Consider the following 13979-nt stretch of genomic DNA (forward strand, 5'->3'; position numbering starts at 1 on the left):
CCGCGACGCCTCGGCCGGTCCTCGTGCCGCGCAGCGGAACCACCGGACGCGGGACGCGCCCGCCGTCTCCGACAATGGCCGTGACCGGACAGCGGGACAGAGGAGGCGCGCATGGCGACGATGCCGGAGACGTCACGCCGGCCGGACCGGGAACCGTCCGTGTCCGCCATCGACGTCGTGGGCTCACGCCGGTCCGCGGTGGAGGCCGACCTCGCCGACGCGATACGGACGGCCCACGGCCACTACCCCATCACGGCGACGGTCCCCGACACGGTGTCGTCGGGATTCCGCGCCAGCCTGCTCGCCCGACACATCGACGACATCAGAGTCGTCGACCTGCGCACTGACCCGTTCGAGGCCCGCCTGGGCGCGGAGGACGACGGCCAGCACGGCGGCAGCCTCGCCGTCCTGATCCCCCGGCACGGCGCCCAGACCGTCCGCACCGGCGACCACGAGTTCACCCTCTCCCGCGGGCAGGCCCTCCTCTGGCGCTCGAACACCGGCGGCGGGTACGCCATCCCGTCCGGCTACGCGGCGCGCACTCTCGTTCTGCCTCCGCGGCTCGCCGCGTCCCTCTTCTCCGGCCGGCCGGACTTCCCCGGCGGGGCGGGCGCGGACGTTCCCGTACTGCGCTGCCAGGGCGCGCCGGTGACTCTCCTCGACGGTTACCTCGAACAGCTGCTGCCGATCGCCCCGCAACTGGCTCCGCCCGCTCGCGCGGCGGCCGTGCGAGCCCTAACCGCACTCGTGGCCGGGATACTGCCCGACGGCGCTCAGAACCCGGCACACCACGCCGCCGACGACGCCTACCACCGTGTCATCCGCTGGATGGACCGGCACCTGGGCTCGGCCGACCTCCCCGTGACCCGGGCCGCGCACGCACAGCACATGTCCGTGCGCACGCTGAACCGCGTGTTCGCCGCCGAAGGCACGACCTACGCGTCTACGCTCCGGCGCCGACGGCTCGACCACGCGCTGGAGGATATGACGTCGTCGCCGTCGCTCACGGTGGCGGCGGCCGCCCTGCGCTGGGGCTTCGCCGACGCCAGCCACCTCGCGCGCTCCCTGAAGCAGGCGTACGGCCTCACCCCCTCGCAGGCGCGGGGCCGCCACGCCCCGGACCTCGCCGCCGAGCGCCACCGCAGCTGACGGCCTTCCCTGGCGCGTGGATCCCCCCGGCTGGCGCGTGGGTTCCTGGCATCTGCCGGCGGCGTCGCGAACAGTGGGCGCAGAGCTGACCCGCGACCACGGCCCCAAGACCCTGCGGTCGCGCTTCCCATCGATGCCCAGCGAGGTGCGCGTGTTGAAGCAAGACTTCGAGTTCGCAGCGGAGGACGGGACCCTTCTGCGCGGACATGTCCACCTTCCCGACGACGGTGCGGCGTCCCGTCCGACAATCCTGCTGACGCACGGCTTCACCGCCTGGGTTTCCATGCTCGAACCCGTGGTGAACGCCTTCGTCGCCGAAGGCTTCGGCGTGCTCGCCTACGACCACCGCAACCACGGGCTCAGCGACGGGACTCCGCGCATCGACGTCGACCCGGTCGCTCAGTACCGGGACCTGGTCGTCGCCATCTCCGCCGTGGCGACGGTCCCCGGCCTCGACGCCGAGCGGATCGGCCTCTGGGGGACGAGCTTCGCCGGCGCGCACGTCCTGGCGGCGGGGACCGACCCGCGGGTCAAGGCCGTCGTGTCCCAGATCCCCTTCATCGCCGGGGCGGACACCATCAAAGAACACGGCGGCGCGCCCGCGCTGGCCGTGATGACCAAGATGGTCAGAGACGACCGGGCCGCGACCCTCGGCGGCGCCGAGCCCGGCCGGGTCCCTCTGACCTGCCGGCTGGCCGACCGGCCCGAGGGGTTCGTCATGTTCCCCGACGACGACACCTACGACTACATGGTCGACGGCCCCTACGGATCGCCCGAGGGCTGGGAGAACTCCTTCACCATCGCGTCCCTCGGCCGCATGATCGACTACGATGTCCGTCCGTTCATCTCCCGGATCAGCCCGACCCCGCTGATGATCCTCGCGGCGCCCCACGACACCTCGACGCCCTCCCGGCTGATCCTGGAGGCGTACCAGTCGGCGCTGGAACCGAAGGAACTGGTCCTGCTCGAAGGCTCGCACCACGACTTCTACCCGGGCCGCCCCGCGTCGGAGTCCGCCACCGCCGAAGCGCTGCGATGGTTCAAGACCCACCTCTGAGCCGGTGCGCACAGGCCACTCGGTGCCCCCGCACGCCCCCGTGTGCGGGGGCACCGTTCCTTCACCAGCTCCCCCGCGCGGCCGGCTCGGCCGACCGGCGTGAACGTGCCGCGGCCGCCCCTTCCCGCCGCCCCCGCACGAGGCCGGACCCCCCTCCACCGCGTTGTACTGTTGCGCGGAAGACGCCGACGAGAGGGAGGTCCGCGGTGGCAGGGCCTCGTGGCGACAAGCCCGCGGACAGGCCGGTGACCTCCCGGGGCGCGCCAGCCGAGAGAAGATCCTCACTGCGGCCCGCCGAGTCTTCGAGGGCAAGGGCTACGCCGAGACCCGGATCGCCGACATCGTGGCCCAGGCATCCGTGGCCACCGGATCGTTCTACGTCTACTTCGCCGACAAGAGTCCATCTTTCGTGAGATCGCGGCTCCCGTGGTCGCGGAGATGCAGGACTCCCTCCGGCTTCCCCGGGACACTGGGCACGGGGTGTACGGGCTGATCTACGAAACGCATCTGCGCTGGGTCGGGGCCTACCGCCGGAACGCGGGGATCATCGCGCAGATCTACTTCCAGGCCTCGACCGACCCCTTCATGCGGGAACTCCGGCTGCAACTGCGTGAGGGTTTCATCGGTCCCGGCGCACGCGGGCTCGCCCGCCTCCAACAGGACGGGGGCGCCGCCGCAGACATCGACCCGCGCCTCACCCTGGAGATCATTGCCGGTACGGGGGACGAGCTGTGCTTCCAGCGGTTCGTGCTCGGACGTGAGCTGACGGACGAGCGGACCCTCGTCCGGCTGCTGACCCGGCTGTGGTTCCGCGCCGTCGGAGTGGACCTGGAGGTCATCATCGAAGGGGAGAAGAACAACAGTACGGGGAGATGGTCCGCTGACGGGATCCCCCGGCGGACAGCATCAGGTCGGTGCGGGATGCCCCGGCCTGCTGCTGAGCAACAGGGTCAACTGGCCGCTCTTCACCTGTTCCTGACGCTGGTTGCGGATGTCGAAGGTGATCTCCACGACCCCTCTGTTCCCGGACCTGGAGCTTGTCAGCCCGGAGACGGTGAGCAGCTCCGCGTGCACGGTGTCGCCCGGCGTGAACCGGCCGGTGGAAGGCCCAGCGGTTTTCCAGCATGGCGATCACCGACCCGTCCCAGAAGCCGAGTTGGTTGAAGCGTCCGGTCATCTTCGACACCACGAGCACGCCGTGGGCGATCCTCGTCCCGAGCGGAGTCCGCCGCGCGTACTCCTCGTCCGTGTGGATCGGGTTCTGGTCGCCCGAGAGGCCGGCGAACGCGGTGATGTCACCCGCCTCCAAGCTGACGCCATCGGAGGTGAACCGCTCGCCGAGCGAGAAGTCCTCGAAGTAGTCGCCGAGGGTGTTCACCACGCTCTGCTTGCTCTTGAGGAAGCCCGTGTTGCCGTCGAAAGCGACGCCGCCGGACATCCCGCTGGGCGCGGCGGACCCCCACCGGCTCGGGGTGCGTTCGGCCCGACGCGCCACGCGCCCTGATCCGGCGTTCACGACGGAGCCAGTGCCGCGTATGCCCCGCGGTAGAACAGCAGAGGGCCTGGTGGGATCTCCTCGGTCGGGCGATGTCCGACTCGGAGGACCCTCCCGAGGACGACGTGGTGGTCACCGGCGTCGTGGGTGGCATACGTCTCGCACTCGATATGAACCAAAGCGCCTTCGAGCAGTGGGCATCCGTGAAGTCCGGGTTTCCAGTCGATCTCGGCGAACTTGTCCGCGCCTTGACGCCCGAACACTGAGCAGAGCTTCCGCTGTTCCTGGCCGAGGACGCTCACCGCGAAGCCTCCGGTGTCGGCGATCCGCGGCCACGACGTCGAGGACTTGCCAGGGCAGAACAGTACAAGAGGTGGTTCGAGCGACACACTCACCAGTGACTGGACGGTCATGCCCACGGGTTCGGCGCTGGCCATGCCTGTGACAATGGCGACTCCCGTTGCGAAATGACCCATCGCTGTGCGTAGAACCCTCGGTTGGATATCCATGGCTTGCCCCATTTCTCGCCAAAAGTCTCGGAACCTCGTCGAGCACGAGAGTCCGCGGTCAGTTCCAGTGGTCGATGAAGCCCGGGTGTGACGTCGCCGCGCCACCGACCCCGCCCGTAGACCTCAACGGCGGATGGTCAAGTCGGATGGGCCTCTGGTTCGGCCTGGGCTCAGGCGGTGGCTACCGGGGTCGCCCCGGCCGGCACGCCTGCCGCGGCGAAGATCCGGTCGCGCGATGCTTCCGCCTCGCGGCGTGCCTTCGAGACGTCGACATCCACGAGCTTGCCGCGCCGCTTGCGGACCTCCCCGGCGACAATGACGGTGTCGACGTTGACGATGTCGCTGACGGTCACCGCTGCGGTGAGAGTGTTGAGCATCCCGAGTGCCGGCGCCGAGGTGTCGAGCAGGATGATGTCGGCCTGCTTGCCCGGAGTCAGAGATCCGATGCGGTCCTCCAGTCCCAGGGTGCGGGCGCCCTCGATGGTGGCGAACTCGATCGCGTCCCGAGTCGTCAGTGTCAGCGGCGGGACGTCCTCCCACCGGTCGAGGTAAGGCTGGTTGCGGCGTGCCCGCTCGGCCTCCAGCATCCCTCGCATCTCGGCGAACAGGCTGCCGCCGACCCCGCTGACCACGTCGATCGACAGAGACGGGCGGATGCCCGCCTCAAGCAGCCGCCCGGTGGCCGGGTAGCCGTGGCCCATCGCCATCTCCACCCGAGCGGAGACCGAGGCGTGGCCGCCGCTGGAGGCGATGAGCTTGAGTTCGTCGTCCGAGCAGGTGTTGCAGTGGACGAAGATGAGGTCGTCACCGAGAAGGCCGCGCTCGTGCATCTGCGTGATGCCCTGGGCCTTGCCCAGCGTCCCCGACCCGATGTGCATCGACGCGCGCACCCCGAGTTCACGGGCCAACGCCAGATCGTCTGCGGTCGCGTCGATGGTGGCGAGCTCAGGTCCGCGCACGGACAGGGCAAGGGTGACGAGTTGCTCGGCGGACGAGAAATGGCTGGCGGCGATCCGCCGGACGTCGTCCGGGTGCCGGAGGTCGCTTCCGACATACCAGGCGACGAGATCGTCGGACGGCGTACCGTGACCGAACACCGCGCGCAGTCGCGCGGACTGCAGCGCTTCGACCGCGGCGTCGGCGTGCTCGGGGGTGTTCATGATGTGAGACCAGTCGAAGACCGTGGTCACGCCGGCCTCGAGTGCTTCAAGCGCACCGAAGTAGTTGCCCGCTCGTACGTCCTCCGGGGTGAACACCGGTCCGAATCCGCCGAGCATGAGGCCCAGATACTCGCCCAAGGTCCAGTCGGCGGCAATCTGGCGGAGTGACCCCTGCCAGAGGTGCCGGTGGGTGTCGACCAGGCCGGGCATGACGATCATGCCCCGGGCATCGATGACCTCGGCGTCGACGGCGTCGATGCCGGGCGCGACGGCCTCGATCCGGTCGCCCTCGATCAGGACATCGCCCTGCACGAGGTCGCCGATCTCGGCATCGACGGTCAGGACGGTTCCGCCCTTGATGATTGTGCTCATGTGAGCTCTTCCTTTTCGCCTTCGGGGCGCGGCTGCCTACAGCCGCGCCCCGGGGGTGAGGGTCAGGCGGTGAACTCGGGCGCGTTCCAGTAGTCGACGATGCGGGTGATCTTGCCGTCCCGGTGATCACCGACGATTCCGTAGTGCACTGTGAAGGCGCGCCCGGTCGCCTTCACTCCCGGGATGTCGCGTTCGAAGGTGCCGAGCATCAGCGCCTCCCCCGCGAAGTGCGATCCGTCCTGGAGACTTGAGGTGACCTCGAAATGAAGGTCGGGGATCGACTCGAACGACTTCTGTATGAACGCACCCAACTCGCCGGGAGAGTGGAACGTGAATCCGACGGCCTGGTCGTGATAGACGATTGACGAGGAAAAATGGGCGAGTACGCCGTCGACGTCGTGGTCGTTCCAACGCGCGTACAGGCTCTCGAGAATGTTCACGGATCCGTCCTCCTTCTCACAGGAACGGCGTGGCCGGGTCCAGCCCGACCAGCACCCGACCGTGCACCTCAAGGTTGCTGTTGAGCGCCATCGCCGCGTGCTGGCTCAGCCCGTGAATGTCGCGGTAGAACCGCTGGAACGGGACGTCCTTCATGATCACCGATGCTCCGCTCGCCTGGTAGAGCACCTCCACCGCCTCACGGCAGAGCTCCGCAGCGTAGCCACTCTGTCCCCGTAGCGCAGCCCGCACTTCGACGGGAGGCAGTTCGCCGGCATCGGCGTACTCCTGCAGAGTCTCGATGGACCGACGTGAGAGCGCTTCTGCCGCCGCGATCTTGTTCGCCGCGGTCGCGACCTGGATGTGGGTCACCGGAGACTGGCTTTGCTCGGTCCACGGCGTGTAGGTGATCCCTCGTCCCGGAAGGCGCCTGAGGAACAGGTCGTAAGCACCGCGAGCCATGCCGATGAAGGCGCCCACGCTCTGCACCAGGATGTAGGCGAAGAACGCGTAGTTGCGGCCGGTCGCCCCGGTGTTCGAGCGAGATCCGGTGGTCCCCGTGAGAGCCTCGGACAGTTTGACCACCCGGTGCGCCGGAATGAAGACGTTGTCGGCCGTGGTCATGCTGCTGCCCGTCGCGCTCGCCGCGCTGGCATGCCAGTCGTCGGCGATGCTGAGGTCGGCCAGAGTCGCCATCGCGTAGTAGATCTCCGGCGTATCACCGTCCGACTGCCCGAGCCGAGCCGCCACGCCGTCGAATTTGGCTCCCCGGCAGCCGGTATTCCACTTCCAGCTACCGTTGAGCAGGTATCCGCCTTCGGTCGGCGTCAGGGTACCGGTCGGCGAGAACGCTCCGGAGACCCGGACGGAGCCACCGTCGAAGATCTCGGCCTGCGCCTCGTCCGGATACAGCTGAGCGATCCATGTGTTGGCCGACCAGAGGCTCGCCACCCAACCGGTGGAGCCGTCACCGCTGGCGATCTCGGCCAGGATGTCGACCTGGTCGGCGAGGGGAAGGTCGAGGCCACCGAACCGCTGTGGGACGGCCATGCTCCATACGCCGGCGTCTTTGAGGAGCTTGATGTTCTCTTCCGGGATCCAGCGATTCTGCTCGCCGACGGGAGCGTTTTCGCGAAGGCGGGGAATGAGCTTTCGCACTTCGTCGAGGACGTCCGTTCCGGTCTTGCGGATAACCGTGGCCATGCGACCCTCCTTGACCTCACTGCACTATGGCGGAAGGCACACTAGCCACGCTGCTGACAGCCGAATATCCGTTTTGCGAGGTCGGGCCTATCCAAAAAGCGTCACCCGAGGACAGGTGGACATCGTCACGTGCGGCGCGGGGTCGTGGACGGCAACTCCCCGAAGTGGGCCCGGTAATGCGCAGCGAACCGGCCGAGGTGTTGAAAGCCGCAGTCACTGGCCGCCTCGGCGACGGTGACGTCGCTGGCGGACTCCAGTAGCAGTTGGCGCACACGGTCCAGACGGACTTCGCGCAAGTAGGTCATCGGGCTCCGCCCAAAACGCTTCTGAAAGGCGGATTGGAGGGCGCGCTCTCCGACGCCCACCCGCTCGGCGATGGTACTGACCGACAGCGGCTCCGCGAAGCAACTGTGGATGACCTCAAGCGCCCTGTCGACCACGCTCGCCGCCGCGGGTCGCACGCCGAGGAGTTCGCCGGTCATGTTGTGCGGTTGCGAGAGCAAAAGATTCGTCATGATGGCGCGTTCCAGTTCGGTGACGACGGGCAGAACCGGACCCGTGCGGGCGCCCAACTGTGCGAAGTCCACGAAGGCATGCCCCTGGTGGAGCACGTGACCCGCTGCGGTCATCGACTCGAAGGAGATCCGTCGAATCTGTGACGCGCCGGTCATTCGTGCGAGGTGCCGCTCCAACGCCACGCGTGAGAACAGGACACTGAGCACGCTGAAGCCTCGGCTCCAACGCATTTTCGTCGAGCCCGTCGAGTTGAAGACGACGACGTCCCCTGGCCCCGCCCGCAGGCGGTGACCCGAAGCCCACACAACGGCTTCGCCGCTGAGCGTGACGTTGGCAGCGTAGAGCGTCTCCAGCGGCTCAGAATCGATCTCGACTTCGGCCTCGTACGCCAAATAGGCGAGCGTGGTATCGCGCAGCCGCATGGCGTTCGCGGCAGCGACGAACGAGGGGTCATCTCGCTGGACGAGTGCGACTCGATGCGGTGCGATCAGCTCACTGCCGAATGTGGATGCGGCCTCCGGGCTGTGCGCCGTGAAAGCACGATGGCCGGCCAGCAGCTCCGTCTTGAGCTGCGGGGTCCCGATGGCGTCGTTCACGCTGCCCTCCAGCGACATTGCTGGGACTGCTCTCAGGCGGCCAAGCGGCCTGACCAATGGTTCCCGTGGGCGGGTTCACCTGTCAAGCAGTCCGCTTTTCGGCCGCCTATGAAGTGGCTACGGCATGCGGCTTTCGTGGCGTGTCGTAAGACGCCGACGCCTGTTCGGCGATGACGATCATCGCGTGGTCGACAGGGCGCCTCGAATCGCTGACAGCCCTCCTGTCGGGTGCGGCGGGGCGGGATGGACTCACGATGAGCTGGAGGATCAGAGGACCGGCGGCCGAGCGGAAGCGGCTGAACGCCGCACTCGTTCACCCGCCCGAAGCGCGATTGCCGACGCCTTCGACCAGGCCGAGGCCCATGGTCTGGATTACCGTCGCCCTGGCTCGGCGCTTGTCGACGGCGCCCGCCACCAACTTGATCTTCTCCAGTGACAGGCCGCCGACCGTGGCATCAGTCTGCACATCCTCCCGAACGCTGTGCACGTGGCGGAGTGCTGCCGGGGCGCGGCGGGCTGCTTCCACAAGTCCCCGACGCCCAGGCCGACCAGCAGCAGCTCTCGAAGAACTAGCGTCGACACCTGTGTTCGCTCACCGTCTGAGACGAAAATGGCCCCGACCCCCTTACCGACGGCCCGTGTTACGGATCTCGACATCGCTCCGGGCCGTTGGCCAGCGAAGACGCCCCGGCTGAGATGGCCAGCGACACCTTGACCGGTTGACCGGTCATGCCTCGGCGTGCCTCCTGTGGGTGGTGGTCGCGCTGCGTACGACTCGGGCAGTACGTCAGCCGACGGCGATCAGGAGTCCGGGCCGGATCCTGCCGTCCCTGTCGGCCGTATCTCGGCCGGCCTTCGAAGCGCCGTGCCGTACAGCGGCACACTCCGTCGCGATTGCCGCTGCACCTTCCTACGATCACGGCCACGCAGATTCTGGGATCGGTGCAAAGGAGCAACGAGATGGCAACCTCACCCGACGTCGGGGACCAGCAACGCAGCGACGGCATGGTCATCGAAAAGGACGTCACGTTCGATACGCGTGACGGGCACACGCTGTACTGCGATGTGTTTCGCCCCGACGCCGAGGGCCAGTTCCCGGTGATCTTGTCGTTCGGCGTGTACGGCAAGGATTTCCACTTCGCGGAGCGTGATGACTTCGAGTACAAGAACTCACCGCACCAAGGGCCGTACATGAACTACGAGACCCCTGATGCGCTGACCTGGGTGGGGTTCGGATACGTCGTCATTCGCGTGGATCCCGTGGGCACCGGAAAGTCTCCCGGTGTCGTGGACGTGTTCAGCGATCGCGACGCCGAGCACTACTACGACGCGATCGAATGGGCAGCGGTGCAGCCATGGTCGACCGGGAACGTCGGCACCCTCGGAGTCTCCTACTACGCCCACACGCAGACCCAGGTCGCCGCCAAGAAGCCGCCGCACCTCAAAGCGATCGTGCCGTGGGAGGTCGCCGGTGACATCTTCAGGGACGCCATTTTCACCGGCGGGATCCTGAACAATAATTTCCCGGACGGCTGGTTCGAGTACTGGGTGAAACTCAACCAGAACGGCCTCGGAACGCTCAGCGAGGAGGAGCTGGCTCGCAACCGCGTCGACTGGCCGACCGAGATCCGGCGGCATCCGCTGTGGGACGAGTACTGGGCAGAGCGCCAGCCTGACCCGCGTGACATCGACGTTCCGATCCTGACGGTTGCGAACTTCACCGGTCTTCCGTTGGTGGGCCACTCCCACTACGAGCTCTTCGAGGAGAGCGGGAGCCCGTACAAGTGGTTGCGGGTCCACTCCGGCGGCCATGTCGCGAACTTCTATTCGCCTGAGTCGACGGCCCAGCAGAGGCAGTTCCTCGACTACTTCCTCAAGGGCGAGGACAACGGGCTGCTGGATGTTCCACGAGTCCAGCTGGCGATCCGCCACAAGGGGACAGCGAAGCGCCAGGTGTGCCCGGCGGAGGACCTGCGCTACGAGAACGAATGGCCGCTGGCCCGCACGCGGTGGACCGAGCTGTTCCTCGACGCCGGCGACATGTCGTTGGCACCGGCGAGCCCTACGGCCGCCGACCAGATTCAGTACAGCGCGCAGGACAGCGTCCTGCGGGTGCCGATGCCCTCCGCATCGCAGGGCTTCAACGCCAGCGGATACGGCTCCAGTTTCGTGTCCTACCCGCACTACGTCGCAACGATGACCGACCTCGACGACCCGTCGACGCGTGTCTTGTTCAGGACAGCGCCGTTTGCCGAGACCACGGAGATCACCGGCCCGCTGGTGCTCACCCTTCACCTGTCCACCACGGGCGAGGACGCCGACATCTTCGTCACCGGGAGGGCCTACGACGAAGACGGTCAGGAGATCACCTTCGACGGTCTGGTCGACAACCCCGACGTGCCGATGACTGTCGGTCACCTGCGGCTGTCGCAACGCACGCTCGATCCGGTCAAGAGCACGGCCTGGCGACCGTACCGACGTCAGGACCGCAGCGAGCCGGTCGAGGCCGGGAAGGTCTACGAGGTCAGGATCGCGGTCGGACCGACCAGCATGATCTTCGAGCCCGGCTACACCTTGGGGGTCGAGGTGGGCTCTCGGGACGGCCTCGGGACCTACTGCTACAACCACAACGATCCCGACGATCGCGCCCGCGCCACCGGCACGGTGACGATCCACACCGGTCCAGAGTCGCGGTCCTCGCTGCTCGTTCCCGTCATTCCCGCAGACGCATGAGCGCACACCGAATCCATCGAGTGGTCCGGTTCGCCACGCTGGGCGGACCAGACGTCCTGGAGGTCGTGGAAGAGCCCGTTGTCGAGCCGGCTGCTGGCGAGGCCCGCGTCCGGGTGGCAGCGATCGGGCTCAACCGAGCGGAGGCGGCCTTCCGCGAGGGCTCGTACCTCGTGTCGGCTAGTCCGCCCAGCGGCATCGGTTTCGAGGCGTCAGGACGAGTCGTCGCCGTGGGTGAAGGCGTCGTCGACCTGGCCGTCGGCGACTACGTAGCGGTCGTCCCTTCCCTCGACCCGACCCGATACGGTACATACGCCGAAGAGCCGGTGCTCCCCGCGGCCTGCCTTATCCGTCTGCCAGAGGGCATCGGCCCGGTGTCAGCCGCGTCCGCGTTGATGCAGTACCTCACGGCCTATGGCGGGCTCGTCGAGTTGGCGAAGGTGGCGAAGGGCGACTTCGTCGTGGTCACCGCCGCCGGCAGCAGTGTCGGGATTGCCGCGATCCAGATCGCCCGCGAACGGGGCGCCATCCCGATCGCAGTCACTCGTTCATCGCGCAAACGGCGCGCTCTCATCGCAGCGGGCGCTGAGACCGTCGTCCTCTCCATGCCCACGATCGCCGCTGATCTCGTCACAGCGACGGGCGGACGAGGCGCCGACATCGTCTTTGACGCCGTCGTAGGCGAGGGCCTGACCGATCTTGCGGATGGCTGCGCCCCGTACGCTCGCATCGTCGTCTACGGCGCACTGGGCGGACTGAGCGCGCCGCTTCCGTTTCTGCAGCTGATCGCCAAGGGCCTGACGATCCGGGGGTGGTACCTGCATGAGATGTTCGGCGATCGCCAGCGACTCGACCACGCGCTCGGCTACGTGATCGACCGTCTGCATTCCGGGGCGCTGACCCCGGTCGTGGACCGTGAATTCACACTCTCTGACGTGGTGGCTGCGCATCACTACCTTGAGTCCAACGTCCAGGTCGGCAAGGTGGTCCTGATGCCGTGAACCGCGTGCAGGCAATCCCGCCGCGTGGACGTGTCCCATCGCGATCGAGAGGATATCTGGTCGTGAGCACAGCCTCGTAGCCATGGCCGGTCGGTCGGCATCGGGTCAGAAGGCGGGCGAGGTGGTCGGCCGTGGCGTCGGCCGACCACCTCTGGCAGGCGCGGGCCTGGTCCGGCGGGTCAGACCTGATTGAGGTCCGCATCCCGGGTGTTGGACAGCAGCATGGCGATTGTCATCGAGCCGCCCCCGGGACCGGCGCCGACAGGTCGGCCACGTGCGACGCGGACGTGACGTCGACGCACAGGCCGTTCCGGGGGGCGGTGGATTCCCACGTCGAGCACTGTGTCTTCGGGGCAGATGGCAGACCTCCCGACCCAGTCCGGGCACTCCGGCGGCCACGACCAGGACACCGGCGCGCCAGCAGACCTCGGTAGCGCGGGTGGCGTCCCGCCGAGTGCAACGCCGTCGCGTGAGCCGTCAGGCCCGGCGTCGATGTCGCCGTCCTTGCCCATCTTGAAGTCCGGTGTGCACGTCTGCCCGGTACGCGGATGCCGGTCGCGTTGGAACTGGTACTTGCCGGATGTCCTGCGGTAGCTGGCCTTCAGGAGTTGGCGGTGCTGGTCGGGCAGGAGGTAGAGCGGCAAGGGGCGGTCGACGGCTCCGATCAATGATGCCGTGCTGCTCCGGGCCGGCCCCGGGGTGGCGATGATCTGGTCCGCGGCGGCCTGGAGGAGAACGGTGAAGCTCACCCGCTGGCCGGACAGTCCTGGCGTGGCCGCGGTGACATCGTCGCCCCTGCGGATCGGCGCCTGATAGACCATCAGCAGTGCGAAGATCTCCTGCTCAAGACCGGGGACACTGCGGGAACGCAGCACTCGTCCGTCAAGGATCGTGGACTTCAGCGAGAAACAGCATGTCTCCGCCTGTCAGCGCCGGTGATAGAGCCGCGGCAGGTCGTATGCGGGGTGGCTGTCGGCATCCAGAAGGCTGTGGGCAGCCGCCACAGCTCCGTGTGCCTGGTGCCGTCGGTGCTGCGGATTCCAGCGGACCTGTTCGGAGGGTCTCGGCTGCGCTGTGACACGGCGAACTCCGTTCTGCGGCAACACTCAGACGCTACCCCCAGCACACGGTCCCGGACCGGCCGAACAGCGATCATCCCGGCTGCCAGCAGGACCACGCTCCAAGGCGAACGACGAGCCGAGGGACATGGCGTACCGCCGAAGCGGGATGCGTCCAAACTTTCTCTACGTCTTCAAGGCGACCCGCTGACGCGGGTCGCGCGCGGCACGGCCGCCCACCCGGCTCGCTCTCGGCTGCGCCACCGCGTGCCGGCCAGCGACCAGGCCGCGCAGAAGCGCGTAGCGGACGACCGGAAGCAGGGAGAAAGCCGGACGTGCCCGCATGTCGAGTGCCAGGCCGACGGCGAGGCGAAGGCCGGGAGTTGGCCGGTGTGCAGCTCCGGTGGTGGAGCAGGCGGCTCCGTGGGTTGCCGGTGAAGCGGATCCTGTTCTTCACCTTCGTCATCGCGGGCATGTACAGCGGGTTCGGCGGACTTCTGCTGCTCAGCTATGCGGGCCAGGCCAATCTCGACCTCGTTTCCGACTGGCTGGTCCTCAGTGTCGCCGCCACCATGATTGGTGGTACTTCGCTGGCGGGCAGTGAGGGCAGCGTTATCGGGGCGGCGTCCGGCGCGCGTTCTTCGTGATCAACAACCTGATGCTCATTCTGGGAGTCTCCGACGCCGTGCGCCAGA

General features: G+C 67.7%; 14 protein-coding genes. 6 read left to right on the forward strand and 8 right to left on the reverse strand.

Annotation, left to right across the window (positions count from 1 at the left end; genetic code table 11):
- The first annotated feature begins 111 nt into the window (after positions 1-111).
- The 3 genes from AB0O07_RS06505 (at position 112) to AB0O07_RS06515 (ending at position 2699) form a co-directional block, all read left to right on the forward strand.
- The gene (locus AB0O07_RS06505) at positions 112-1149 is read left to right on the forward strand and encodes a helix-turn-helix transcriptional regulator (protein WP_365627696.1); all 1038 of its coding nucleotides are present in this window, start codon (positions 112-114) and stop codon (positions 1147-1149) included.
- Positions 1150-1300: 151 nt separating this feature from the next.
- Positions 1301-2206: an alpha/beta fold hydrolase gene (locus AB0O07_RS06510; protein ID WP_365627699.1), complete on the forward strand. Its 906-nt coding sequence runs from the start codon at positions 1301-1303 to the stop codon at positions 2204-2206.
- Between the two features lie 163 nt (positions 2207-2369).
- Complete coding sequence (locus AB0O07_RS06515; protein WP_365627702.1) at positions 2370-2699, forward strand: helix-turn-helix domain-containing protein; 330 nt, start codon at positions 2370-2372, stop codon at positions 2697-2699.
- A gap of 345 nt (positions 2700-3044) precedes the next feature.
- Here the strand turns inward: AB0O07_RS06515 and AB0O07_RS06520 are convergent, their stop codons facing one another.
- The 7 genes from AB0O07_RS06520 to AB0O07_RS06550 form a co-directional block, all read right to left on the reverse strand.
- Positions 3045-3644, reverse strand: a complete 600-nt coding sequence (locus AB0O07_RS06520) for a MaoC/PaaZ C-terminal domain-containing protein (protein ID WP_365627705.1) — start codon at positions 3642-3644, stop codon at positions 3045-3047.
- 74 nt (positions 3645-3718) lie between these two features.
- Positions 3719-4222 carry a flavin reductase family protein gene (locus AB0O07_RS06525; protein WP_365627708.1) on the reverse strand — a complete coding sequence of 168 codons (504 nt, stop codon included), beginning with the start codon at positions 4220-4222 and terminating at the stop codon, positions 3719-3721.
- 158 nt (positions 4223-4380) lie between these two features.
- Complete coding sequence (locus tag AB0O07_RS06530; protein ID WP_365627711.1) at positions 4381-5742, reverse strand: amidohydrolase family protein; 1362 nt, start codon at positions 5740-5742, stop codon at positions 4381-4383.
- Between the two features lie 62 nt (positions 5743-5804).
- On the reverse strand, positions 5805-6182 hold the full coding sequence (locus AB0O07_RS06535) for a nuclear transport factor 2 family protein (protein ID WP_365627714.1): 378 nt from the start codon (positions 6180-6182) through the stop codon (positions 5805-5807).
- A gap of 16 nt (positions 6183-6198) precedes the next feature.
- Positions 6199-7383: an acyl-CoA dehydrogenase family protein gene (locus AB0O07_RS06540; RefSeq protein ID WP_365627717.1), complete on the reverse strand. Its 1185-nt coding sequence runs from the start codon at positions 7381-7383 to the stop codon at positions 6199-6201.
- A gap of 125 nt (positions 7384-7508) precedes the next feature.
- Complete coding sequence (locus tag AB0O07_RS06545) at positions 7509-8495, reverse strand: AraC family transcriptional regulator (protein WP_365627720.1); 987 nt, start codon at positions 8493-8495, stop codon at positions 7509-7511.
- Between the two features lie 313 nt (positions 8496-8808).
- A complete protein-coding gene (locus AB0O07_RS06550) occupies positions 8809-8961 on the reverse strand; it encodes a hypothetical protein (RefSeq protein WP_365627723.1) in 153 nt (50 codons plus the stop codon).
- A 494-nt stretch (positions 8962-9455) separates the two neighbouring features.
- Here AB0O07_RS06550 and AB0O07_RS06555 point away from each other — a divergent pair, with 494 nt between their 5' ends.
- Positions 9456-11228, forward strand: coding sequence for a CocE/NonD family hydrolase (locus AB0O07_RS06555; protein ID WP_365627726.1), 1773 nt, complete (start codon positions 9456-9458; stop codon positions 11226-11228).
- A gap of 65 nt (positions 11229-11293) precedes the next feature.
- Positions 11294-12226: a zinc-dependent alcohol dehydrogenase family protein gene (locus AB0O07_RS06560; RefSeq protein WP_365627729.1), complete on the forward strand. Its 933-nt coding sequence runs from the start codon at positions 11294-11296 to the stop codon at positions 12224-12226.
- Between the two features lie 179 nt (positions 12227-12405).
- On the opposite strand, the gene AB0O07_RS06565 is transcribed toward AB0O07_RS06560, so the two are convergent.
- A complete protein-coding gene (locus tag AB0O07_RS06565) occupies positions 12406-13101 on the reverse strand; it encodes a hypothetical protein (protein ID WP_365627732.1) in 696 nt (231 codons plus the stop codon).
- Positions 13102-13676: 575 nt separating this feature from the next.
- Between AB0O07_RS06565 and AB0O07_RS06570 the strand changes: the two genes are divergently transcribed.
- Positions 13677-13931 (forward strand): hypothetical protein, encoded by a 255-nt coding sequence (locus AB0O07_RS06570; protein ID WP_365628074.1) that lies wholly within the window; start codon positions 13677-13679, stop codon positions 13929-13931.
- Positions 13932-13979 lie beyond the last annotated feature (48 nt).

The sequence above is a fragment of the Streptomyces sp. NPDC093085 genome (assembly GCF_040683935.1).
GTDB lineage: Bacteria > Actinomycetota > Actinomycetes > Streptomycetales > Streptomycetaceae > Streptomyces.

Excerpts from the sequence above, each read along its gene's own strand:
- AB0O07_RS06505 (WP_365627696.1), top strand. The coding sequence starts at position 112 with ATGGCGACGATGCCGGAGACGTCACGCCGGCCGGACCGGGAACCGTCC.
- AB0O07_RS06520 (WP_365627705.1), bottom strand. The coding sequence starts at position 3,644 with ATGTCCGGCGGCGTCGCTTTCGACGGCAACACGGGCTTCCTCAAGAGC.
- AB0O07_RS06525 (WP_365627708.1), bottom strand. The coding sequence starts at position 4,222 with ATGGGGCAAGCCATGGATATCCAACCGAGGGTTCTACGCACAGCGATG.
- AB0O07_RS06530 (WP_365627711.1), bottom strand. The coding sequence starts at position 5,742 with ATGAGCACAATCATCAAGGGCGGAACCGTCCTGACCGTCGATGCCGAG.
- AB0O07_RS06540 (WP_365627717.1), bottom strand. The coding sequence starts at position 7,383 with ATGGCCACGGTTATCCGCAAGACCGGAACGGACGTCCTCGACGAAGTG.
- AB0O07_RS06555 (WP_365627726.1), top strand. The coding sequence starts at position 9,456 with ATGGCAACCTCACCCGACGTCGGGGACCAGCAACGCAGCGACGGCATG.